At 46.4% G+C, this 19,881-nt stretch carries 31 protein-coding genes; 23 read left to right on the top strand and 8 right to left on the bottom strand.

Annotated elements, in window-relative coordinates; genetic code table 11:
* The 3 genes from AC6R16_RS22745 to AC6R16_RS22735 form a co-directional block, all read left to right on the top strand.
* Nucleotides 1-382: hypothetical protein (locus AC6R16_RS22745; RefSeq protein WP_500675801.1), on the top strand; the 382-nt coding region annotated here is incomplete at its 5' end.
* On the top strand, nucleotides 366-863 hold the full coding sequence (locus tag AC6R16_RS22740; RefSeq protein ID WP_500675800.1) for a hypothetical protein: 498 nt from the start codon (nucleotides 366-368) through the stop codon (nucleotides 861-863). The genes AC6R16_RS22745 and AC6R16_RS22740, both read left to right, overlap by 17 nt.
* Nucleotides 832-1,551: a hypothetical protein gene (locus AC6R16_RS22735; RefSeq protein ID WP_500675799.1), complete on the top strand. Its 720-nt coding sequence runs from the start codon at nucleotides 832-834 to the stop codon at nucleotides 1,549-1,551. The genes AC6R16_RS22740 and AC6R16_RS22735 overlap by 32 nt, the downstream gene beginning before the upstream one ends.
* A 72-nt stretch (nucleotides 1,552-1,623) precedes the next feature.
* On the opposite strand, the gene AC6R16_RS22730 is transcribed toward AC6R16_RS22735, so the two are convergent.
* Nucleotides 1,624-1,965 carry a hypothetical protein gene (locus tag AC6R16_RS22730; RefSeq protein ID WP_500675798.1) on the bottom strand — a complete coding sequence of 114 codons (342 nt, stop codon included), beginning with the start codon at nucleotides 1,963-1,965 and terminating at the stop codon, nucleotides 1,624-1,626.
* A 204-nt stretch (nucleotides 1,966-2,169) separates the two neighbouring features.
* On the opposite strand from AC6R16_RS22730, the gene AC6R16_RS22725 reads away from it, so the two are divergent.
* The 17 genes from AC6R16_RS22725 to fos all read left to right on the top strand — a co-directional run bounded on the left by AC6R16_RS22725 (nucleotide 2,170) and on the right by fos (nucleotide 10,845).
* A complete protein-coding gene (locus tag AC6R16_RS22725; protein WP_257214423.1) occupies nucleotides 2,170-2,301 on the top strand; it encodes a hypothetical protein in 132 nt (43 codons plus the stop codon).
* A gap of 9 nt (nucleotides 2,302-2,310) precedes the next feature.
* Nucleotides 2,311-3,132 (top strand): major capsid protein P2, encoded by an 822-nt coding sequence (locus AC6R16_RS22720; RefSeq protein WP_171383936.1) that lies wholly within the window; start codon nucleotides 2,311-2,313, stop codon nucleotides 3,130-3,132.
* A 9-nt stretch (nucleotides 3,133-3,141) separates the two neighbouring features.
* Entirely contained in the window at nucleotides 3,142-3,414 is a 273-nt protein-coding gene (locus AC6R16_RS22715; RefSeq protein WP_272283386.1) for a hypothetical protein, read from the top strand.
* A 9-nt stretch (nucleotides 3,415-3,423) separates the two neighbouring features.
* Nucleotides 3,424-3,561, top strand: a complete 138-nt coding sequence (locus AC6R16_RS22710) for a hypothetical protein (RefSeq protein WP_272252163.1) — start codon at nucleotides 3,424-3,426, stop codon at nucleotides 3,559-3,561.
* Nucleotides 3,561-3,764, top strand: coding sequence for a hypothetical protein (locus tag AC6R16_RS22705; RefSeq protein WP_049843888.1), 204 nt, complete (start codon nucleotides 3,561-3,563; stop codon nucleotides 3,762-3,764). The genes AC6R16_RS22710 and AC6R16_RS22705 overlap by 1 nt, the downstream gene beginning before the upstream one ends.
* Nucleotides 3,745-4,668 (top strand): hypothetical protein, encoded by a 924-nt coding sequence (locus AC6R16_RS22700; RefSeq protein WP_500675797.1) that lies wholly within the window; start codon nucleotides 3,745-3,747, stop codon nucleotides 4,666-4,668. The genes AC6R16_RS22705 and AC6R16_RS22700 overlap by 20 nt, the downstream gene beginning before the upstream one ends.
* Entirely contained in the window at nucleotides 4,665-5,315 is a 651-nt protein-coding gene (locus AC6R16_RS22695) for a hypothetical protein (RefSeq protein WP_500675796.1), read from the top strand. Before AC6R16_RS22700 ends, AC6R16_RS22695 begins: the two co-directional genes overlap by 4 nt.
* Nucleotides 5,315-5,728 (top strand): hypothetical protein, encoded by a 414-nt coding sequence (locus AC6R16_RS22690; RefSeq protein ID WP_500675795.1) that lies wholly within the window; start codon nucleotides 5,315-5,317, stop codon nucleotides 5,726-5,728. The genes AC6R16_RS22695 and AC6R16_RS22690 overlap by 1 nt, the downstream gene beginning before the upstream one ends.
* A 16-nt stretch (nucleotides 5,729-5,744) precedes the next feature.
* Complete coding sequence (locus AC6R16_RS22685; protein WP_049843885.1) at nucleotides 5,745-6,173, top strand: M15 family metallopeptidase; 429 nt, start codon at nucleotides 5,745-5,747, stop codon at nucleotides 6,171-6,173.
* Nucleotides 6,170-6,577, top strand: a complete 408-nt coding sequence (locus tag AC6R16_RS22680) for a hypothetical protein (RefSeq protein WP_500675794.1) — start codon at nucleotides 6,170-6,172, stop codon at nucleotides 6,575-6,577. Before AC6R16_RS22685 ends, AC6R16_RS22680 begins: the two co-directional genes overlap by 4 nt.
* 2 nt (nucleotides 6,578-6,579) lie before the next feature.
* Nucleotides 6,580-6,735 carry a hypothetical protein gene (locus AC6R16_RS22675; protein WP_272283887.1) on the top strand — a complete coding sequence of 52 codons (156 nt, stop codon included), beginning with the start codon at nucleotides 6,580-6,582 and terminating at the stop codon, nucleotides 6,733-6,735.
* Nucleotides 6,736-7,119: 384 nt separating this feature from the next.
* Nucleotides 7,120-7,749: a DJ-1/PfpI family protein gene (locus tag AC6R16_RS22670; protein ID WP_500675793.1), complete on the top strand. Its 630-nt coding sequence runs from the start codon at nucleotides 7,120-7,122 to the stop codon at nucleotides 7,747-7,749.
* A gap of 121 nt (nucleotides 7,750-7,870) precedes the next feature.
* Entirely contained in the window at nucleotides 7,871-8,266 is a 396-nt protein-coding gene (locus tag AC6R16_RS22665) for an ACT domain-containing protein (RefSeq protein ID WP_500641047.1), read from the top strand.
* A gap of 163 nt (nucleotides 8,267-8,429) precedes the next feature.
* Nucleotides 8,430-8,963: a DUF6817 domain-containing protein gene (locus AC6R16_RS22660; protein ID WP_500675792.1), complete on the top strand. Its 534-nt coding sequence runs from the start codon at nucleotides 8,430-8,432 to the stop codon at nucleotides 8,961-8,963.
* Nucleotides 8,964-9,099: 136 nt separating this feature from the next.
* On the top strand, nucleotides 9,100-9,624 hold the full coding sequence (locus AC6R16_RS22655; RefSeq protein ID WP_500675791.1) for a Spy/CpxP family protein refolding chaperone: 525 nt from the start codon (nucleotides 9,100-9,102) through the stop codon (nucleotides 9,622-9,624).
* 152 nt (nucleotides 9,625-9,776) lie between these two features.
* Nucleotides 9,777-10,301 (top strand): DinB family protein, encoded by a 525-nt coding sequence (locus AC6R16_RS22650; protein WP_500641046.1) that lies wholly within the window; start codon nucleotides 9,777-9,779, stop codon nucleotides 10,299-10,301.
* Between the two features lie 145 nt (nucleotides 10,302-10,446).
* The gene (gene fos / locus AC6R16_RS22645; RefSeq protein WP_500675803.1) at nucleotides 10,447-10,845 is read left to right on the top strand and encodes a FosG/FosC2-related fosfomycin resistance glutathione transferase; all 399 of its coding nucleotides are present in this window, start codon (nucleotides 10,447-10,449) and stop codon (nucleotides 10,843-10,845) included.
* 108 nt (nucleotides 10,846-10,953) lie between these two features.
* Here fos and AC6R16_RS22640 read toward each other — a convergent pair whose 3' ends face one another.
* Both AC6R16_RS22640 and AC6R16_RS22635 read right to left on the bottom strand, forming a co-directional pair.
* A complete protein-coding gene (locus AC6R16_RS22640) occupies nucleotides 10,954-11,313 on the bottom strand; it encodes a hypothetical protein (protein ID WP_500641043.1) in 360 nt (119 codons plus the stop codon).
* A gap of 4 nt (nucleotides 11,314-11,317) precedes the next feature.
* The gene (locus AC6R16_RS22635; RefSeq protein ID WP_500675790.1) at nucleotides 11,318-11,611 is read right to left on the bottom strand and encodes a hypothetical protein; all 294 of its coding nucleotides are present in this window, start codon (nucleotides 11,609-11,611) and stop codon (nucleotides 11,318-11,320) included.
* Between the two features lie 225 nt (nucleotides 11,612-11,836).
* Here AC6R16_RS22635 and AC6R16_RS22630 point away from each other — a divergent pair, with 225 nt between their 5' ends.
* Nucleotides 11,837-12,412 (top strand): hypothetical protein, encoded by a 576-nt coding sequence (locus tag AC6R16_RS22630; protein WP_500675789.1) that lies wholly within the window; start codon nucleotides 11,837-11,839, stop codon nucleotides 12,410-12,412.
* A 219-nt stretch (nucleotides 12,413-12,631) separates the two neighbouring features.
* Here AC6R16_RS22630 and AC6R16_RS22625 read toward each other — a convergent pair whose 3' ends face one another.
* The 3 genes from AC6R16_RS22625 to AC6R16_RS22615 all read right to left on the bottom strand — a co-directional run bounded on the left by AC6R16_RS22625 (nucleotide 12,632) and on the right by AC6R16_RS22615 (nucleotide 14,200).
* Nucleotides 12,632-13,054, bottom strand: a complete 423-nt coding sequence (locus AC6R16_RS22625) for a phage protein (RefSeq protein ID WP_500675802.1) — start codon at nucleotides 13,052-13,054, stop codon at nucleotides 12,632-12,634.
* 450 nt (nucleotides 13,055-13,504) lie between these two features.
* The gene (gene yciH / locus AC6R16_RS22620) at nucleotides 13,505-13,816 is read right to left on the bottom strand and encodes a stress response translation initiation inhibitor YciH (protein ID WP_054962890.1); all 312 of its coding nucleotides are present in this window, start codon (nucleotides 13,814-13,816) and stop codon (nucleotides 13,505-13,507) included.
* 6 nt (nucleotides 13,817-13,822) lie between these two features.
* Nucleotides 13,823-14,200, bottom strand: a complete 378-nt coding sequence (locus AC6R16_RS22615; RefSeq protein ID WP_500675788.1) for a DUF3319 domain-containing protein — start codon at nucleotides 14,198-14,200, stop codon at nucleotides 13,823-13,825.
* 99 nt (nucleotides 14,201-14,299) lie between these two features.
* On the opposite strand from AC6R16_RS22615, the gene AC6R16_RS22610 reads away from it, so the two are divergent.
* On the top strand, nucleotides 14,300-15,256 hold the full coding sequence (locus AC6R16_RS22610) for a tyrosine-type recombinase/integrase (RefSeq protein ID WP_500675787.1): 957 nt from the start codon (nucleotides 14,300-14,302) through the stop codon (nucleotides 15,254-15,256).
* On the opposite strand, the gene AC6R16_RS22605 is transcribed toward AC6R16_RS22610, so the two are convergent.
* Nucleotides 15,253-16,245 carry a D-alanine--D-alanine ligase gene (locus AC6R16_RS22605; protein WP_500675786.1) on the bottom strand — a complete coding sequence of 331 codons (993 nt, stop codon included), beginning with the start codon at nucleotides 16,243-16,245 and terminating at the stop codon, nucleotides 15,253-15,255. The two genes, AC6R16_RS22610 and AC6R16_RS22605, sit on opposite strands and share 4 nt — an antisense overlap.
* A 155-nt stretch (nucleotides 16,246-16,400) precedes the next feature.
* Entirely contained in the window at nucleotides 16,401-16,976 is a 576-nt protein-coding gene (locus AC6R16_RS22600; RefSeq protein ID WP_500641036.1) for an SPOR domain-containing protein, read from the bottom strand.
* A gap of 218 nt (nucleotides 16,977-17,194) precedes the next feature.
* Here AC6R16_RS22600 and AC6R16_RS22595 point away from each other — a divergent pair, with 218 nt between their 5' ends.
* Entirely contained in the window at nucleotides 17,195-19,876 is a 2,682-nt protein-coding gene (locus AC6R16_RS22595) for a bifunctional acetate--CoA ligase family protein/GNAT family N-acetyltransferase (protein ID WP_500675785.1), read from the top strand.
* Nucleotides 19,877-19,881 lie beyond the last annotated feature (5 nt).

The raw sequence follows: 19,881 nt of genomic DNA, 5'->3' as shown, positions 1-19,881 counted from the left end.
TCGCGTGCTCGAAGGCGGCGATCCACCCAAGAATAAGCGCCGTTTGGGTCAGCTCTACACCATTTGCCCCAACTGCAAAGCCAACCAAAGCGCGGGCAAACCGTTTCAAGATTGGTTAACTAACCACATGAAACCGACCCGCGAAGAGGTGACTACTGGTTATAAAAACAGTACCCCGAAAAAAACGCACTCGGTAACCGATACCAAACCGCACGAAACCCGTCATGAAGGGGGTTGTGAGGATAACCCGATAACCGAACCGAAACCGACCAAGATAACCAAACGAACCGTGGCGGGTGCATTAGCCTTTGTTGGCGGCTGCGCGTTGCTGTTTGTCTTGCTGACGACGAAGAAGGAGCCGCGCCATGAGCCAAACCAATGAGCCAGAAGTCACCACACCGGTCGATGAGCGCGATCTCACCGCGCAAGCGGCCATCGATGAGATGCAGCAAGAAGAGCACGCCATTGAAAACGTCGAAAGCGACACCGACGAGCAGGAAGAATCCAGCTTTGATCCGGAGACCTCACGTCAAATGCTCGGCTATGGCTTAGGCATTGTCGAGTTCAGCGTCGGTGCGGCGTTTGATGTGCCATTTGAAATCGACGAGAACGTCGGCAACAAGTGGCTCGATGCCGCGACACCGATGCTGCAGAAATACGGACCGGCCGGTTTTGCATGGTTTGCCAAGTATGAGAAAGAGCTGGTCTTTGCCATGGCGTCGTGCACCTTAGTTGGTGGTTGTACGCTTCAGGTGCGTCGATTACGTCAGGAAAAAGCCCTCAATGAGGCCAAAGCCAGCAAGGAAGCTGTGCAGCCAGAAGGAGAGACGGATGAAGCTGCCCAATCCAGTCAACAAGAATAACGCCCTCAATGCACAGCATGTGTGTTACATGGGGACGACGGGCAGCTGTAAAACCACGGCGATTCGTAAACTTAAGTTGATCCCCAAGTCGGCCCAGGTGGTGATGTTTGATCCGTACGCGGAGCATTCAGAGCAGCGGCTCGAAGGGTTAAAAGTCGTGCCGTGTGCGTCATTCTCTGAGTTCTATCAGCGTGCCTGGTATGAGCGAAAGCAGCGTAAGCCGTTTCGATTGGCGCTTGTGAATCAGGAGCGCAGCCGCGACAACCTTGAGCGCTTTGCTCAGATGGTGTGGTCATTGGGCGATGGCCAACACGCGCATGAGCTGCACTGTGTGATTGAAGAGCTGGCCAAGTGCACCAACAACACCGCCAAACTCGATGGGGTTGCGGGCGAACTGTGGACCGGTGGCCGCGGCTTTGGGTTGGTAATGCACGCGACGTTTCAGCGCAGTCAGGAAGTGCCAAAAACCGTGCTCGATGAATCGAAGCATATCTACATTGGTGCGGTCAGTTCGAAACGTAATGCGCGCTATATCGCCGACTATTATGATGTGCCGTACGAGTCAATCCTTGCGCTCAAGGGCTGCCATGAGCGAGAGCATTTAGGCAAAGGGAAGTATGCGGATTACATCCTCAAAAGCCCCGGTATTGGTAACCATCGGCAGGGGAAAATTTACCCCGCCCGTTAAAAAGAGGCGTAGTACCACTCAGATCAGCGAGTCAATCTTGGTGGCACTACGCACTCACTTTATGAGAGCGGGTTAATTGAGCGGAGGTAACTCACCAAGCGGGCTGCACCCTGGATCGGTCCGAGTGATGGTCATGACCGGCTTGTTATTCGGCTTAATGGAGTAGGTCGCGGCATAGTTACAATTCGTGCCCCATTCAGCTTTGAATCGGTACGTTTTGCCTTCGATTTTTAGATCCTGATAACTCCTGCTGTGCCAATCCGGCTTGTAAGGCAAATACACATGCCCGACGTTAATGGTGTGGAGTGTGTTGGTACCAATGTCCACGCGAATGGCGTAATCCAGTGAAACGCCATCGGCATACGCTGGGAGTCCCAATACGGACAGTGAAGCAATACAAATAAGCTTTTTCATAAGAACCTCGATAGTGGATGCATTAAACATCACATTGCATATTAGTTTGCCTAAGCACAATCAAAGGTAATTAACAGATAATTTATCCAACGCGGTTAGGAATAACCTATTAGGTTCAACGCCTTGCCTAATAGGTTTGACAGGCTGACATTGTGGCGAAAATCGTCCTAGGGTCAGGGCATCCATTTCAATGAGGATGTCACTATGCGATTGAATGCTCGTAACGTTGCCATCATTGCTGGCGTATCAGCTTTGACGACAGGGGCGATCATCTTGGCCGTCAACAATAAAGTTGGTGGGTTAGATAAGCTTCTTGGCAAGTCCGGTTGGTTCTAAGGGGGCGCTATGTCAGTCAAACCAATCAAACTCAATTCCATGGTCGGTGCGGCTTGGGGACAGAAAGGTACATTACCTATTCCCAATGGCCCGACGTACCACGAACTGGTGCTTGAAACCAACGCCGACGCGCAGGACATGACGCGAATTTCTATCACGCTCAATGCGGAAGAGATTTACGTGTTGACTGGCGAAGAGCTGCTGATGCTTGAGCGTTACAAACGTCGTGATGCGACGTCAGGGCACTTTATTATCCCGTTCAGCGATGTCGTGGCTCGAACCAAAAACGGGGTCCGCTACACCGGCTTAGTCACAGAGCTGGGTGACAACATTCACCTTGATATCCAGTTCCGTAATAAACGCGCGGATGCAGATCCACTCACGATCCAAGTGCATGCTTGGGTGAGTAACGCGCAAGCGATGCGCGTGGTGGTGCCACTAGTGAAACGCGAAACCATGCCCGCGAACGCCGCAGGCGTCAATGAGTTTACCAACCTGATCGCCAGTCCGCTCATCAGTATTCGCCGCATGCACTTTATGCACGACAAGATCACCAAGCTTGAAATTGAGCGGGATTTCGTCAAGGAGTTTGAAGCGAACAAGTTTATCGCTGAAGCCAACGCCAAGCGTAATGAACGCACACCGCAAGCGGGCTATTTCCACTTCGATCCGATTGTGCGTGGTTTCTCGATTGATGAACTGTTTCCCACGCAGCACAGCTCGAATTTGAAGTTCTCGGTCACCACCGAAGATGTACCCGGTTCCATTCCTATTTTGGTCGAATCGGTACGCCTTGAGCGACCAGAGAAGCTGCAAGGTGGCGCGGCCTAAGGAGCGCCCATGAAAAGCTTTTTTGATGATTTACTGGAGTTTGGCGCGGGAGCTTTGGACTCTGTTGGCGAGCACGCTGACTGGCTGTTCGACACCAATGATCAAACCTCCAACCCAAACAAAACCCAGCAGCCCAACCATCCGCAGGTCGATAACGCCGGTAATGTGGTGACGCGTCCGATGGGCACCCAATCTGGTATCGATCCGATGGTGCTCTACATCGGTGGCGGTCTGGCACTGACCACCGTAGTGCTGCTTGGTGTGATGGCGTTTAAGAAGTAGGAGAGACCAATGCCAATTCTATTTTGGGTATTAGGCGGATTTGGCGCGGGCAGTGTGTTAGGCCTGAGTGCCAGCAACGGTCTGAATAAGCTCCTGCTGTTGGTCGCGGTGATCGCCGCCATCATCTTGTTTAAAGGGGGCCTGTGATGCTTGGTTCATTAACGTCATTAACCGGTGGCGGAGGTTTACAAGGCGGTGCGTCAGGGCCAGCGATGTCGGGTACCTCGGGCAACACCACCAATAACATGGGTTTCACTGGCGGTGGGATCAACCTCGGTGGCACCAGTTCCCAATGGTGGCTGATCGTGATGTTGGTGCTGCTTGTCCTGTATGTGGCGCTTAAGAAGTAGCCTTCAGCGTGAGCAATGGAGTCGGGTTAAAGACCAACTGAAACCGGCACTGAAAGACTACTTCAAGGATGCTGAACGTGCAGTTCAACAGGGCAGCGAACAGGTGTTTCGCCTCGGTGAGACGGTGATGCTGTTAAGGGGTGAAGTACTCAAAGACGGCAGCCAAGAATTGGTTGTGGTGGCCTTAGTCGGTGATATGGCCGCAGGCACATTGGGCGCGCTCAATCATGCCAGAGCACTCGGTTTTGACTCAATACGGGCACACTTCTTTCGCGCTGGCGCCGAGCGGTTTATTCGCCACAAATTGGGGTTACCAGTTCAGGAGATCGAACGCCGAGGTGATGAACGCGTTTTACGAATAAGGTTTGCAGATATGGGTGGCAGAAGCTCTTCACAAAGTCGACAAAGCACGGTCACAACGACGACCAATACCAGTGGTAGTGCGGCGGCAGGGCGTGATAACTACGGCATCATGGTCGCAGGGGTCAATGATTCCGACATCAATCTGACCATGACCGACCACGGGGCGATGGCCATTGCCGGCAATCTTGCCGAAGAAGCGCTCGACTTTGGCCAGCAAACCCTACGCTCAAACGAAACTATCGTGACAGGGTCACTCGATACGGTCAATAACACCGTGGATGAGGCATTTAACTTTGGTACCTCGGCGCTTGAAGAAACCTCGGAAGTCAGCCAGTACGCGATTGACTCGATCAAGTCGATGGCGGGACAACAAACCGAAACCACCAAAGCGGCACTCGCGATGGCCAGTAGCGCCAAATCGCGCGAGCAGACCGGAGGCCTTGAGTCCGACAACAACTTACTGAAAAACATTTCTCTGATTGTCGGCATCGCCGGCACCATCATCACCGTCGCGGTGCTGTTTAAAGGAAGCCGCTCATGAGACAAGTGCACACCCTCGAATCTAATCAAACCTTAAGCTTTAATGCCGGACAGGCCGGTAAGTTCCTTATTCTGCGTGAATCCACTCACACCTTGATGATACGTAGCGACGCGTTAAGGCCAACCGAAATTCAACGCGGCGATACGATTGACGTGACCAAGTTTGATGAGCTGACATTAGAAAACCTTCACGATGACGCCGCGACGTTTGAATATCAAATCAGTGACGTACCGATTTTAACTCAAGCGCAGAAGGTCGATGTGTCCAACGCGGTGGTGGTACACGAAGTACAGCGCCCCGTGAGTGTGGTCGAGATTCAAAGGGCGGTCAGAGCGCAAATCCAGAACGAATTACTTAATGTTCACGTCGATAACGAGACGCTGAGCGTGACGCCTAGCGTGACTTTGTACACCTACGCGGCGATTGACGAAGGCGTGTTTGAGCTTGATGGCAGTGAGCAGACTATTGCCGGCAGCTCCGAGCGTAAAGCGTTGTTTCTACAGGTACCGGATGAGAATACCGAGCCGGTCCTGGTGCAGGGTTTTATGGTCGTCAATCCCGGTGGCCATCTGCCACTTAACACCAATCAAGCGGTGACTATCAAAGGCAAAGACGGGGAAACCGTCCGAGTCGGGGAGATGCGCTGATGTTGATGCTGTATAACCCGCCACCGAAAGCCAAACCTGACATTGAAATCGCCACTGAATCACAAGGCACGGTCGGCGATGCGGCGATTTTTCACTTTACTGACTACGTTGAACTGGTCGATTTGTCGTTTAAGCGTACGTCGCTGAGCAATCGCCAAACGGTGCCCGCGCAGTTGTGCAGTCTGACGCTGTCATTCTTGAAAGGCAGCGATGTGATTGAGCGGCGCTACCTGTATCTGTCTTTCGCCGCCGGCGTCGATCATCACTATCCGATGACGCTGATTAAACCCAAAGGCGCCGATGAGCTGCAAGTGGTGAGTAGCGTGGCGCTGGTTTCACGGATTGAAACGCGTTTGATTTTCAAACAGGAGGTGCCCGATGCGGTGGGCATTCCCCCTCTTATTAACGGTTAGCCTGGGAGTGTATCTGATGAACAAGAAGCAGATTGATAAAGCCGTCAGCGGTTTCACGTTGTCGGTGCGCAGCGAAACCAAGCTGATTGGTGTCCATCACGATTTGAAAAACGTGGTCAGGCGCGCGCTTGAACTCAGTCCGTTTGATTTTGGTATTACCTCGGGCAAACGCACGGCCGAAGAGCAATTCCAACTCTTTCAGGACAAGGCCAGTCAGCTGGATGGCTATTCACGTATCAGCCGTCACCAAACCGGTCATGCGATTGATTACGTGGTGTATGACGAGGATGGCGAAGTGACATGGGGCTTCAGTTACTACGAGCAAGTGAGCTGGGCGTTTAAACAAGCAGCCAGAGAACTCGGTGTGCCGATTGTGTGGGGTGGTGACTGGACGTCGTTTAAAGATGGTCCACACATTGAGCTCGATCGTCAGGTGTACCCATGATTGGTGCGTTAGTCAGTTTGTTTAATGGCGGACTCGAAACCTATAGGCAGTATAACCGCAACAAAGCGGAGGCCTTAAAGCGAAAAGACGAGCTCGACCAAGAGAAGCATCAGGCGAGGGTGCGCCGACTGCAAAAAGGCGAAGAGCAGGCCAGCAGTCTTGATGAAGTGAGCATCAGAGAGCGCGGTTTCAAAGATGAATTTATCCTGCTTGTGGTGTTTATCCCGCTCATCTTGTCATTCATTCCCGATTACGCACCTTATGTCGAACAAGGCTTTGAGGCGCTGCAGAATATTCCCGAGCCGTATTGGTATGTGGTGGGCGCCGTCGTCATCGACACACTTGGCATGCGTGCAATGGTTCGTTACCTACTGGAATTCTTCTCAGGCAAGTTCAGGGGGTAGTGATGGGACTACTTGAAGCAATGCTCATTGCTCTAATCACTGGCGTGGTCTCAAGCGCGGGGACGATTGCTGCGCTCAAAACCGACATCAACTGGATAAAGAAAGTGCAGCAAGATCAGGAACAACGGATACGAAAACTGGAGGACAGTCATGGCTAAACGATGCTGTAAATGCAAAGGCCGCAAACAAAACGGCCAGCTTAAGAAAGGGTATACGCTCAGAGGTGGACGGGTAGTGAAAGCCGCCGCCACGAGAAAGCGACGAAAGGCACGACGCAGACGTTAAATAAAACCGCTCATCAGGGCGGTTTTTTGTTTCTAAGGCAATCAAATTTTGATTGAAAGCATATTATACAGATTTGGTATGCGTTTTAATGCAATGAATGATTGTTCTCCTTTTAAGCTACTGATAAGTTAACGAAAAATGGGCTAGTTTTAGTCTAAGCCAGTAACATGACAGAAAAATTCTATTACCAAGTACATAACCTTTCTGTCTAATAATTGTTATGCGAATTATGAGATCAGCGAAAGGGATAAAATTTTATGTATAAAGTCGGCATTGTTTTGTTCGATGATTTCACAGATGTAGACTTCTTTCTTATGTATGACTTGCTTGGGCGAACAACTGATAGTTGGACGGTTAGCATACTGGGAACTAAACCTGAACATAACTCCCACTTGGGTATGAAAGTTAAAACTGACGGACATATTTCAGAGGTAACGAGTCAAGATGTAGTTCTTATCACGAGTGGTAAGCGTGGTATTCCTGAAGCCATGAAAGACACTGGATTTATGTCAGCCCTGAATCTTGACCCAAATAAGCAGTTAATCGGTTCGATTTGTGCGGGGTCATTCATCCTTCATGAGCTCGGTTTGCTAAAAGGTAAGCCGTTAACGACGAATCCAGACGCTAAGAGTGTTCTGCAAAGTATGGGAGGAGACGTTCAGGACCTACCTCTCGTGGTAGAAGGTAACGTAGCCACTGCCGGAGGTTGTCTTTCACTGATGTATCTAATTGGTTGGCTGGCAGAGCGGCTGTTTGACTCAGACAAACGAAAAGCTATACAGAGTCAATTACTTCCAGCTGGACAGTTAGAACTTTTTGAAGAGCTCATAGCCACAACTATTCAATCAGCAGAGTTGGAAAGTTCGCATAACAATAAATTCAAGTAGATCCGCAACGCTTGGCACTTTCAGTTTGAATCGGCTTTAGTGTTTACGGCACAATGGTCTAGGTGGGTGTTAGCGTTGCTCACTACTTAATTTGGCGTTAGCAATATAAGAGGAAATCAATATGTCAGGGATTACAGATTTAGACGAACTGCTACGTTCGATGAGCCCCAAATTAGTAGAAACTGAGTTTGTATTTTGTACTGTTTCTGGTCAGCTCGTAGACTACGTTCAGTTAAATCCAGTCGCTACGTTTGTTGAATCTGAGGGCTTAACTTTGGTTCTTGAAAAGTCAGTCGCAGAGAAAGCTGCTTTGTCGTTTGATGGTACGTATAGCCAAATCACTTTGACGGTTCACTCTAGCTTGGAAGCTGTCGGTCTTACAGCAGCAGTAGCGAGTAAGCTAGCGTCAAAGGGCATTAGTGCTAATGTGATTGCAGCTTATTATCACGACCATATTTTCGTTCAAAGTAGCAAAGCTGAAGCGGCAGTTTCAGCATTAGAAGAATTCAGTGCTTAAGGTTGAGCCATATTGCTAACAATGCGTTTAAGACGGATTCCCAACGCTTGGCATTTGGGGTTTGAATCAGCTTTAGTGTTTACGGCACAATAGTTTAGGTAGGGTGGTCTGCGTTGCTCACCACTTAACGCGGCGTTATGCGACCTAAAGGAAATGGGGATTTATGGATAAATTTGGAATGCTTCAAGAGCTCGGTGCAGGTGACTTTCAGCACCTCAACGGTTCGCTGGAAGCGCACCTTAAAGGGACTGAAAATGTTCTAATAAGTTGGGGTAGTAGCGAGTTACTTCAAATTGCAGGTCTCTTTCATGCTGCATATGGAACTGCGGGCTTCGATGAAAATATGGTGTCGCTAAGTCAGCGCCAAGAAATAGCACGAATTATTGGGTGTGATGAAGAAGCTTTGGTCTACTTGTACTGCTCATGTGACAGAGACTATGTATTTCCTCAATTTGGTAAAGTGCCAGAAATCCAATTTAAAGATCGATTTACTGGTTCAATATTCAATCTAGACAATGCAATGGTGAAATTGTTCTGCGAGTTAACTGTCGCAAATGAGTTAGAGCTTGTTTATAGCAGTGAAGAGTTCAAGCTCAAATATGGTGCCGAGCTATTTGAACTGTTCCAAGGTATGGACAGCTACTTAAGTTCCGAGGCGAGAAAGGCGTACAAATCAGCATTGTCGAATTTCGCATAACAAACGCTTTAAGGTGGATTGCCAACCTTTGGCATTTTTGGTTCAGTTGAGTTTAGTGATTACGGTGGTCTGTTTAGGTGTAGTGCATTGGCAACCACTTAAGCGGGCGTTAGCTGATTTAAAAGGATTTTCACATATGCGTAAACTTATTATTTTATCAATTTTGGCATGCTTTAGTTCTATCACTGTAGCGGATAGTACATCGTCTTATGTGGGACAAGAAACAAGAGGAATTAAGGCATTATCGCAAGAAAAAATTCGAGGTTTACTCGACGGAAACGGTTTGGGTTATGCAAAAGTAGCTGAACTCAATGGCTATCCTGGTCCTGCACATGTTTTGGAGTTGTCTAAGGAGCTACAACTTAGTGAGGAGCAAAAAGAGCAGACTGAAGAACTCTTTAATACAATGCAAAACAACGCTAAGGCGCTTGGCTCTGATTTGATTGCAGCGGAGAAAGAACTTGAAATGACCTTTGTTTCTGGTGAGGTCTCTGAGAGTAAAGTAACGAGTAGCATGAAAAATATTGCTTTAATTGAGGGTAAATTACGAGCGGTTCATGTAAACGCACATTTAGCACAAAAAGCGCTCCTTACTCCACACCAAGTACATAAATACAACAAGTTACGAGGTTATAGTTCTAAGGGGCACCACCATCACTGAAAATCAGCTAACAATGCGTTTAAGACGGATTCACAACGCTTGGCGATTTCAGTTCAAGTTGAATTTAGTGTTTAAGGTGCAATGGTTTAGGTTTGGTGGCTGGCGTTGTTCACCACTTAACGCGGCGTTATGTTTAATTAGGGACTACACAGATGAAACAGCAATTTATTCTAATGTCTGAGTACAATCAATGGATGAATGCGTCACTACTCTCGCATCTAAATGAAGCTATTGAACCTGATATTTACGAGGAAAAAGGCGCGTTTTGGGGCTCAGCTTTCAAAACCATAAGCCATGTCTTCACTTGTGACTTGATGTGGTTACACCGATTTATCAATGTCCAGAGTTCCTATGACTTGGCTGAAAGCCTGAGTGAATTTCCACACCCTACTTCTAATAATACGCATTGTTTCGATACTCTAGATGAACTGAGTGCAAGTCGTGTAAAATTAGATAGAGTAATAGCTGACTGGGTAAGCTCAATCAGCGATACTGAGTTTGATTCTAATGTGGTATATCAAAACTCTTCAGGTACGGAGTTTTCAGAGCCCTTCGCATCAGTATTACTGCACTTTTTTAATCACCAAACTAATCATCGAGGTCAAGTTACAACTCTACTTAGTCAAAGTGGTGATAATTCGTATTGTACTGACCTACTCGCTCTAATCCGAAAGTAAAAACATAACAAATTACTAAACAGGGACTCCTAACGCTTGGCGACCTCAGTCGCACTTTCAGCTCAGTGTTTATGGCACAATATTTAAGTTGGGTGGTATTGCGTTATCGCCCGTTAGTAAAGCGTTATGTTTAATGGAGGAAACGGTGATTTTAGGGCTAAATCATATCACTATTGCAGTTAGTGATTTGGAATCCTCTCTTCAGTTTTATAGAGATATTTTGGGGTTCACTGCTCATGCGAAGTGGGATAAGGGAGCTTACTTATCTGTAGGTGAACTTTGGTTTTGTCTTTCACTCGATGAACCTTGCCCAAAAGCCGACTATACCCACATCGCTTTTGATATTGTATCTGAAGAATTTGAAGCCTTTGCGAAGTGTGTCGTTTCATTGGGTGTAGAAGTTTGGAAAGAGAACAAAAGTGAAGGGCAATCACTCTACATTTTAGACCCTGATGGCCACAAGTTAGAGGTACACTCAGGTTCGCTGAAAAGCAGGTTAGAATCTCTAAGAACGAAACCATACAGTGGGCTTGTTTGGCTTTAAACATAACAAACTGCTCAAGACGGACTATCAACGCTCGGCAATTTGGGTTTACTTTAGTGACTTTAATAAGAAATCATGCAACTAATAAGGCCGCGTTAGCGGCCTTTATTATTTTCTTAGGGAAATGGGGATAATAAGCAAGATGATGAAGAGGGCGTACAGAAGCGGCAACAGTGAGACTGCGACGCCTGCAAACGTCGCTTGACTGTCAAACACATTGGAAAAGGTGGCGATAGTGCCAGCGACAACGCCGAAGAACCCTGAAGCAAGCGCCGTAATCGATACGGCAGAAAACAGTTTGTCTTTAGAGTAAAGAAAACTTCCCACGCCAACCAGAAGTGACGGGATAAAGACGGTCACAAAGGAAGTGACGTCACCGTAGCTCTCGACGCCAGCGAGAGCCAATAACGTTGAGACCACATACAAAACTGCAAGAACATAGATACAATAGAAATACTGAAACTTCATGCCATTACCACCAATAACCATACATAATGCTATCCGGATCTTTGGGTAATCTCATCATAGAATCTTGGTCTTTTAAATACCTATTCTTGAAATTACGTGCTCTTGCTCCAGAAGGCGGTAAATCCGCAATCGCTTCAATCAGCAATGTCATTTGTGGATCCGATAAAGGCACGTTGGACTCTAACGCATGGTGAAGTGCAGGGACCAGGACTTTATACAAACGATTCGCCTCCAGCTTACTGGACACTCGGCCATACACTTTATCTAATGCTTCTATGAGTAAGGATTGAGCTGACATAGACACTCCAATTTCAGAAAAAGCCAACAAACACCACTGAAACAACGACTAAATAATCATATTGCTTGATCCAGTTTCGTATCGTGTTGTTATCGCATCAATTGTCCCTCAAGGGGCATTATTTCGTTTAATTAATCCTCGTTTACGCTCGCGCCAGCCACCAAAACCCCCTTAACTTATTCGCGACCTTGTTCGTCACCACCACTTAATAAAGGCGCGAAACCCATGAATAAAACAAAGCCAGTACAACGTCAGTCGATTGATGTGCAGTTTCTGCAAGATGTCATCAATCAAACCCATCTCGAATTGAAAGTGTCGTCACTCAGTGAGCAGAGTTATCGCTCCTTAGTCTGCGATGAAAGCCCGGTCTTGGACTGGCTCAGTCACTACCATTTATCGTGTTTCTCCGGCCGGGCTTTTCATATCGGCGTGCAGCGATTCAAACAACCGCGACCTGGGCTGTTGGTGGGTGTCTATGACAGTCGGGTAGGGAGACAACATACGCTGCTCCTTGAACCCTTAGACGGACGTGCCGCTCAGGCCATGACCGAGCGATTGATGTCGGTGATCACCTATATTGCGCTGTATTTTCTGTCGACGTATCCCAACAGTGTAGGTGTCTACCTCGTCGATCCGCCCAAACCGTTCCTGTCGTATTATGGCTTGTACGGCTACAAAGTGTTGGACAGTTGGCATGAGGTGCCGGTGATGTTTGCCACCTTTGACAGTCTGTTTGAACGTCAGCAAGACGTGCTGTTCGAAATGTTGCTGGATGAAGAGTTGGATTTGTTAGCGGATTAACTCAGGAGAACGTTATGTTAAATCGACGACGCGTACGGCTGCGACCAGCGCAAGGCCAAGTCAAACAAGTGCTGCTCAAGACCGCCGCGGTGTTGCTGCAGGACGACCGCTACAAAATCCCCATCGATGATGACATGCCACCGCCCAGCACAATTCAACCCACGCAACCGCGCCGGACTTAATGTCCGGCGTGTGCGTCTATAGCGTCAGGTGCTGACGTCATTTGAACTTACTCGGTACCCAGGGGATCGGTTCAACGCGGCGACCACCACGAAAAGGCGGCAGATTGGGCACCGGTGGCGTCGGACAAGGATCGTGCAGGCGGCCATACAATTTGACCAACTGACGATGTTCATCGCGCCAGTAGACGAAGTTTTCGAGCTCTTTGGGGTTAAACTCGCGTCGATCGGGCGTAATCAGCGTGGCGCGCTCTTCATGGACACGAAAGCCGTCCCAGCGGATATCGAGCGGCAGATAACCGCGGGCTTTAATGTTGAGTAGCTTTTCTGCGAGTGGATTGACCGGTGTGAGACCTAATATCCAGCGTTTGACGGTCACGGGTTGCACGTGAAAAAATGCGGCGGCTTGGTGCAGATCCATAAATTGTTGGTGAACCAACTGACGGAAGCTGGGTGTGAGCATGTGATTTTCCTCCAGAAAATAATTTGCGCAACGATTGTTTATTCCTTTTTTTATTGCGAGATTGATAGATGAGAACAATCAAAAACGCCGAAAAACACAAAATTCGCATTTTGTATTTATTAACCCAATAGCGCAGTTGACCGACCAACGGGGTCATTAATGGGATAAATAATGGTAATTGTTGAAGCAAAACAAGCTGTTAGTGAAACGCGATTGACGCGAAAGTTGGGTGTGAGCACGGGATGGATTTCGTGGGGTTTCTGGATACCCAAGTGCGCATTATGTACGTTATGTTAAATACAATTCTATATCAAGAAAGGACATCACCGTCCTTTCTTCTCTACTTCTATGGCTTGCTATGTTGTGTTATGAAATTCAACATAACTAGATTTACCATAAAATACCTAATAATCAGTTCGATAATCAGAGATTAACTCACTGGTTATTGGTTTAGCCACCTGCAAGCTTTACTGTGTGGCCTTTCTTTTCAAGGTGTGCTTTGATCTTGTCACGAGCATCGCCTTGAATTTCAATTGTGCCATCTTTTACTGAGCCACCGCAGCCACAAACTTTTTTAAGTTCTGCTGCTAATAGTTTTAGTGGCGCATCGTCTAAATCAAGACCGGTCACGATAGAAACGCCTTTACCTTTGCGTCCTTTCGTTTGGCGTTGGATACGAACGATACCGTCGCCTTTTTCACGTTGAGGTTTGTCTTCTTCAGGTTTGATGCGACCTACGTCAGTGCTATATACAAGAGTCATACAGTTCTACTTCTTTTGTTGCTGTTCAGCTTTTTGCTTAGCGACCAAGTATGCCTCTATGTGCTTCTGAATAGCAAGCTTTCCACCTTTGATTAGCCTACCGTTAAAGAAACAGTACCAACTGTTTACGTCACCAGTATCATTTTTGATGGTATAGCCGTGGAAATTCTCTTGGGCTGGTTGCCCATCAGCTTTCTTTGCATTCGCCAGAGAATTGAATTCTTTAGGATCGATAATTGTTGCGGTATCGCAAAACCAATCAATGCTCTTCTTAACGGCTGCCATACTTCCTGACAACACGTGTTGCTTGATTTGTACTTGCCAAATTTCTGTTGAGTTTCCAGCAGATTTGAGGGTGAAACCTCGGTAAGTTGCAGCAGCCATAGTCATTATTATCTTTGTATTCAGATAGTTTAATAATAATTGTAAATCTCTCATTATCAAGTATATTTATCATACGTTTCGTGGTTATGGTGCGTTAAAATGCGGAAAAATGTTCGCGTCGTCACATGTGAAGATGAGAGAAAACAATTCGTTAATAAGTTATTAAACAATATAACTATCGAAGAGCTAAATGAATTAATGAATGGTGAATACGCCCGCAACTCTCTGTTAGCTATGCGCAAAGATTGGAATCTATTTAACGATTTTTGTGCAAATAAAGCTGTACATTCCCTGCCCGCCGCTTCTACTGCAGTACGTTTGTTCTTAGAAAAAGAGTCTAAGCAAAGGAAATATGCGACTATTAAACGTTACGGTGTGACTATTGGTTTGGTTCATAAGACTCTAGGAATGCCTGACCCTACTTCCAATGTTTCGGTTAGGAATTTACTCGCGGCTCTTCGAATCGATAAGAAGGCAGATGCGAAATCAACCACCCCTTTTAACAAACGACATCTTGACGAGTTAACAACCCTACTCGGTTCTTCAACACATCTTCGCGATATTAGAAACTTGGCAATATACCATCTGATGTTCGAGTGTATGCTTAAACGTTCAGAATTGAGAGATCTCAGTATTAGTCACGTTTATTCTGAGGACTCTACCTTTAGGATATGGATAGAGAATGAAGAGTATCAACTTTCATATGACGCCAGTGAGATTTTAACTCGCTGGATAAATGTACGTGGTAGCCTTGATGGCGCTCTTTTTAACTCTGTAGATAAGCATGGTAACTTAAGTAATGAAACGCTTAACGACTCATCAATATATAGGATTTTGCGCTCGGCTAGTGACAAACTGAAACTTGATGTTCAGTTCTCTGGTCAGTCGCTACGAGTTGGAGCCGCAAATGAGCTTGCTTCGCAAGGTGTGAAAGTGAAGGACATTCAACGTTTTGGTCGCTGGAAAAGTGCTGCTATGCCTTATCAATACATTGGCAATCAATCGCAAGCAGCACTTGAGCGTATGGTTTACAAAAGCTTTAAACCTTGGGACTAGACAGAACTCTTCACACAATCTGCCAAGAAACCCGCAAATGAATGTCCGTTATGCTCTAGCATTTTCGGGAACATTGAAATCGGGGTCATTCCCGGAAATGTATTGACTTCGTTAAGGTAAATCTTTCCATCAGGAGTTAAGAAGAAGTCAATTCGAGACAGGTGACGTAAACGCATTTGAGTGAATACTTTTTCTGAGCTCTGACGAATCAATTCAAGCTGCTCTTGGTTAAGGTTTGACGCCTCTACTTTAGTGACCGAATGGCTTGAAGCACTGTACTTTTCTTCGTAGCTATAGAAAGCATCTTCCGGTGCGATGATTTCACCTGGCTTTGATATATGAAGTTTACCTTCGTACTCATACGCTGCAACTTCAAGCTCTCTCGGTTTCACTGCTTGCTCGACTAATACTTGATCTGAGTAGCCGAAAGCATCATCTAGCGCTTTTTGAAGTTGAGAAACATCCGTTACCTTGTAACATCCTACAGATGAACCCTGCCTAGCGGCTTTGACAAATACAGAGCCCCACTCTTTAAACGCGGCTTCGCTACGTAAGTATGCGTCTTGATTGTTTTCAGATAAGAAAATATAAGGCGTGTTAGGGATACCTAATGCGTCATACCAAAGCTTGGAAGTTATCTTGTTGAAACTATTAGTGCTTGCTTCTGGGCCACAACCTAGATAAGGAATACCAGATAGCTCTAGCATCGATTGAATATCACCAGTTTCACCTGGGAATCCGTGAATACAGGGAACAACAAAGTCCAACTTGGTTGAACTAGTATCTGTGTTGATTGTGCCGGCATTGGTATCTAGATAAGCCAGTTCACCATCTTTCGTAAACCAACCATCGGTTTTCATTTCGATACGAACAACATTAAAGCCTTGCGTTGATTCTAATTGGGACTGTAAGAAATCGGCGGAGACGAGTGAGACTTCATGTTCTGAAGAACCACCACCGCAAAGGAGAAGAATAGTCGTATTTGTCATTAAAAATCTTTCCGTGAGACAACAGGGAGAATCTCAGACCATGATAATAAAAACCGCTATGAGTTACACGGTTTTACCAGACAAAAATCCTTATTGTCGGTTAAATGAAGAAAATGTAGGCGATAAAAAAGGGGCTAACGCCCCTTCTATCTAAATCAATTTAACTTGTTAAGCGTTGGGTACTGTGAGTTTTTAATGTCATCAATACTTTTAACGAAAGGCTTAAGTGTGCGGAATTCTGTAGGAAGATCAGAAATCGCTGCTTTTGCTTCTGTACGTGTCGCATAGTCACCGTAAAGAACAGTATACCATTTGGTGCCATTTACAACTTTATAGTTTTCCCAAACTGGCTGGTTGTCTTCACGTGGTAATTTACGCGCAAAGTGATCCACTTTAGTTTGCGAACCCACAGCAACTACCTGAATTGTGAAGCCATAGCGTGGATTCATTGCCTGTTGCTTGGCTGTTGGTGGGATAATAGCAACAGCCGGTTTGGGCTTAGCTTGCATCTTCACTGTTTGATTCTGTTGAGCAGGCGCTGTATTCACGACTTTAGCAACGTTATCTTCAGAGATGCCGTTTGTCATTCCTTGCTGAGTTACGACTGGTTGCTCAACCTTTGCCGTTTTGTAATCCTCACGATAGCTTTCTGAGCTCACGTCTGTCACATAATCGCTCGAAACACATGCCGAAAGCACCACTGATAAGCCAACTATTGCTATTTTTTTCATGAATTATTCAAATGCCTTAACTAGAAATTACTGTAAATCATGCCGTTAGATAGACTTAGAATCAACCCAACATTTTAATTATATATCAATACTCTGTGACACATGGCACAAACTTCACTTGTACCTAAGTGATCTGATTAAAACAACATCAAAAATGGCAAGTATTGGCACTCGTTGTTAGATACGATTAAACGTATCGCCCCTTTAGGAGCCTTGCAATGAGCCATCTTACCCATCTATTGAGGCCACAATCCGTCGCAGTTATCGGCGCTTCAACTAAGCCAATGCGTGCTGGCAATATCGTAATGAAAAACTTACTGCATGGTGGGTTTGAAGGTGCGATTATGCCAGTGACCCCGAGATACTCCTCTGTCTGTGGTGTTCTCGCCTACCCTTCAATTGAGCAACTACCGATTGTGCCCGATGTGGCCATCTTATGTACCCACGCCAAATACAACGAGAAGATATTTGAGCAGTTGGCGAAAAAGAAAGTAAAAGCGGTGATCGTGCTTTCAGCAGACATGCACTTCGCTAACGATAAAGGAGAAAGCATTCAAGATGCTTGTTTAACTGTTGCCAGAGCCAACGGTATGCGCGTTCTGGGGCCAAATAGTTTAGGTATAATTTTACCCTGGGTTAACTTTAATGCGTCTTTCTCTCCTGTCACCGCCATAAAAGGAAAAATAGCCTTTATTTCACAATCAGCTGCAATGTGTACCACTATTCTGGATTGGGCGAACGATAAAAACATTGGCTTTTCTGCTTTTGTTTCGCTAGGAAATGCGCTTGATATCGATTTCGCGGATCTACTTGATCATCTATGTACCGACTCCCATACTGAGGCGATCCTCCTTTATGTCGACACGATAAAAGATGCGCGCCGCTTTATGTCAGCGGCTCGTGCGGCGTCTCGTAACCGTCGCATACTGGTTTTAAAAGGTGGTAAAACATCTGCTGGCCGAATTGCCGCAAGAGCGCATACGGGTGGCGACGATACGTTAGATATTATCTATGACTCTGCTATTCGCCGTACCGGTATGCTAAGGGTAAACAACTCACACGAGCTGTTCGCAGCAGTAGAAACATTGACCCATTCTGTCCCTCTTCGCGGTGAAAGACTGGCGATTATTACTAATGGTGGCGGCCCTGCGATTATGGCCGTCGACACGCTATTGCAACGTGGCGGGAAACTTGCGGATCTATCCGAAGAGTCAATTGAGAAACTGAGTGAGATTCTACCCGCCAGTTGGAGTCACAATAACCCCATCGATATGGTCGGCGATGCGGATGAAAAACGCTACGTTAACACGCTGAATACAGTGATGGATGCCGACTGTGCTGATGCGATCCTTATTATGCACAGCCCATCTGCTGTCGCCCACTCTGAACAAACAGCTCGTGCCATCGTTGATGTGATTAAATCGCACCCTAGGCATAGACGCTTTAACTTTTTAACTAACTGGTCTGGAGAATTAACCGCCAAACCCGCTCGCGATATTTTTACTCAAGCCGGCATACCAACCTATAGAACCCCTGAGAGCGCGGTAGTTGCCTTTATGCACTTGGTCGAGTACCGACGTAACCAAAAACAATTGATGGAGACACCAACGACTGCAGAGCCAGTACATATTGCAGAGCTCAATGAAGCCAAAAAATGGATCGAAAATAAACTACTGGATGTAAATACAGTGTCTTTAGATACACACCAAATTGGCACCTTTTTACGCCACTTCAACTTTAAAGTGTTGCCAACTTGGATTGCATCAGACTCAAGTGAAGCCGTCCATGTCGCTGAGCAAATTGGTTATCCAGTAGCCGTCAAACTTCGTTCGCCAGATATCGCGCATAAATCCGATGTCCAAGGCGTGATGCTTAACTTACGTAATAGCAATGAAGTTGCCAGTGCTTCTGAAGCAATACTGGATCGCACTAAACTCTCCTACCCGTCGGCTAATATTCATGGGCTGTTAGTACAAGGAATGGCAAAGTTAGCAGGTGGAGAAGAGATTCGTATCAAAGTCAAAACAGATGAAACCTTCGGCCCTGTTATTCTTATTGGTCAAGGCGGTTCTGAGTGGGATGAATCAATAGATGCCGCTTCAGCGTTGCCTCCATTAAATATGGCGCTAGCTCGCTATTTGATTGTACGAGCGATTAAGAGCGGAAAGATACGTCCGCAAAAATTGCCAGAGCCTATGGACATTCATGGCTTGTCTGAGCTGCTTGTTCGGGTGTCTCAAATGGTGGTTGATTGCCCTCAAGTTTATGAGCTGGATATACATCCAGTACTTGCTAATGGTTCTGACTTTACGATACTCGATGCAGACTTAATCCTTAAGAAATATGAAGGAGATGCTCAGCAGCGTCTCGCTATACGCCCTTACCCGGTTGAATACGAACAGATCATCACGCTTAAAGATGGAGAAGAGGTATTGTTAAGGCCGATTCTTCCAGAAGATGAGCCGCACCATGCTGATTTTATCCATAACGTGTCCAAAGAAGACCTCTATAAACGATTCTTTACCGATGTTGGTGAGTTTAATCATGAAGCGTTAGCCAACCTGACTCAAATCGATTATGACCGCGAAATGGCCTTTGTTGCGGTTAGCCAAAGTCGTGTAGGAAGCCCGATCATTGGTGTTTCTCGGGCTCTAATTAATCCAGACAATACTGATGCTGAATTTGCGATTCTTATCAGGTCTGATCTTAAAGGTAACGGTTTAGGTAAGGTCTTGATGAAGAAGATTATCGAGTACTGTCAACACAAAGGAACTAAGCAGATGTCGGGCATGACCATGCCAACCAACCGCGGTATGCTCATGCTAGCTCAAGGGCTAGGATTTAAGTTAGATGTGCAGTTTGAAGATGGAACTGCAGATATGGTACTCCCCCTCAGTTAGCCTCG

The organism is Vibrio sp. R10-SG3-ISO10, assembly GCF_059834185.1.
This window is presented reverse-complemented; position numbering and strand designations above follow the sequence as displayed.

Coding starts and splice junctions, on each gene's coding strand:
- AC6R16_RS22650 (WP_500641046.1), top strand. CDS start 9,777: ATGAAACAGCAATTTATTCTAATGTCTGAGTACAATCAATGGATGAAT.
- AC6R16_RS22600 (WP_500641036.1), bottom strand. CDS start 16,976: ATGAAAAAAATAGCAATAGTTGGCTTATCAGTGGTGCTTTCGGCATGT.
- AC6R16_RS22705 (WP_049843888.1), top strand. CDS start 3,561: ATGCTTGGTTCATTAACGTCATTAACCGGTGGCGGAGGTTTACAAGGC.
- AC6R16_RS22685 (WP_049843885.1), top strand. CDS start 5,745: ATGAACAAGAAGCAGATTGATAAAGCCGTCAGCGGTTTCACGTTGTCG.
- AC6R16_RS22710 (WP_272252163.1), top strand. CDS start 3,424: ATGCCAATTCTATTTTGGGTATTAGGCGGATTTGGCGCGGGCAGTGTG.
- AC6R16_RS22675 (WP_272283887.1), top strand. CDS start 6,580: ATGGGACTACTTGAAGCAATGCTCATTGCTCTAATCACTGGCGTGGTC.
- AC6R16_RS22610 (WP_500675787.1), top strand. CDS start 14,300: ATGCGGAAAAATGTTCGCGTCGTCACATGTGAAGATGAGAGAAAACAA.
- AC6R16_RS22670 (WP_500675793.1), top strand. CDS start 7,120: ATGTATAAAGTCGGCATTGTTTTGTTCGATGATTTCACAGATGTAGAC.
- AC6R16_RS22740 (WP_500675800.1), top strand. CDS start 366: ATGAGCCAAACCAATGAGCCAGAAGTCACCACACCGGTCGATGAGCGC.
- AC6R16_RS22665 (WP_500641047.1), top strand. CDS start 7,871: ATGTCAGGGATTACAGATTTAGACGAACTGCTACGTTCGATGAGCCCC.
- AC6R16_RS22735 (WP_500675799.1), top strand. CDS start 832: ATGAAGCTGCCCAATCCAGTCAACAAGAATAACGCCCTCAATGCACAG.
- AC6R16_RS22715 (WP_272283386.1), top strand. CDS start 3,142: ATGAAAAGCTTTTTTGATGATTTACTGGAGTTTGGCGCGGGAGCTTTG.
- AC6R16_RS22720 (WP_171383936.1), top strand. CDS start 2,311: ATGTCAGTCAAACCAATCAAACTCAATTCCATGGTCGGTGCGGCTTGG.
- AC6R16_RS22695 (WP_500675796.1), top strand. CDS start 4,665: ATGAGACAAGTGCACACCCTCGAATCTAATCAAACCTTAAGCTTTAAT.
- AC6R16_RS22605 (WP_500675786.1), bottom strand. CDS start 16,245: ATGACAAATACGACTATTCTTCTCCTTTGCGGTGGTGGTTCTTCAGAA.
- AC6R16_RS22660 (WP_500675792.1), top strand. CDS start 8,430: ATGGATAAATTTGGAATGCTTCAAGAGCTCGGTGCAGGTGACTTTCAG.
- AC6R16_RS22615 (WP_500675788.1), bottom strand. CDS start 14,200: ATGGCTGCTGCAACTTACCGAGGTTTCACCCTCAAATCTGCTGGAAAC.
- AC6R16_RS22595 (WP_500675785.1), top strand. CDS start 17,195: ATGAGCCATCTTACCCATCTATTGAGGCCACAATCCGTCGCAGTTATC.
- AC6R16_RS22655 (WP_500675791.1), top strand. CDS start 9,100: ATGCGTAAACTTATTATTTTATCAATTTTGGCATGCTTTAGTTCTATC.
- AC6R16_RS22730 (WP_500675798.1), bottom strand. CDS start 1,965: ATGAAAAAGCTTATTTGTATTGCTTCACTGTCCGTATTGGGACTCCCA.
- AC6R16_RS22640 (WP_500641043.1), bottom strand. CDS start 11,313: ATGAAGTTTCAGTATTTCTATTGTATCTATGTTCTTGCAGTTTTGTAT.
- AC6R16_RS22680 (WP_500675794.1), top strand. CDS start 6,170: ATGATTGGTGCGTTAGTCAGTTTGTTTAATGGCGGACTCGAAACCTAT.
- AC6R16_RS22630 (WP_500675789.1), top strand. CDS start 11,837: ATGAATAAAACAAAGCCAGTACAACGTCAGTCGATTGATGTGCAGTTT.
- AC6R16_RS22690 (WP_500675795.1), top strand. CDS start 5,315: ATGTTGATGCTGTATAACCCGCCACCGAAAGCCAAACCTGACATTGAA.
- AC6R16_RS22700 (WP_500675797.1), top strand. CDS start 3,745: ATGTGGCGCTTAAGAAGTAGCCTTCAGCGTGAGCAATGGAGTCGGGTT.
- AC6R16_RS22625 (WP_500675802.1), bottom strand. CDS start 13,054: ATGCTCACACCCAGCTTCCGTCAGTTGGTTCACCAACAATTTATGGAT.
- AC6R16_RS22725 (WP_257214423.1), top strand. CDS start 2,170: ATGCGATTGAATGCTCGTAACGTTGCCATCATTGCTGGCGTATCAGCT.
- AC6R16_RS22635 (WP_500675790.1), bottom strand. CDS start 11,611: ATGTCAGCTCAATCCTTACTCATAGAAGCATTAGATAAAGTGTATGGC.
- yciH (WP_054962890.1), bottom strand. CDS start 13,816: ATGACTCTTGTATATAGCACTGACGTAGGTCGCATCAAACCTGAAGAA.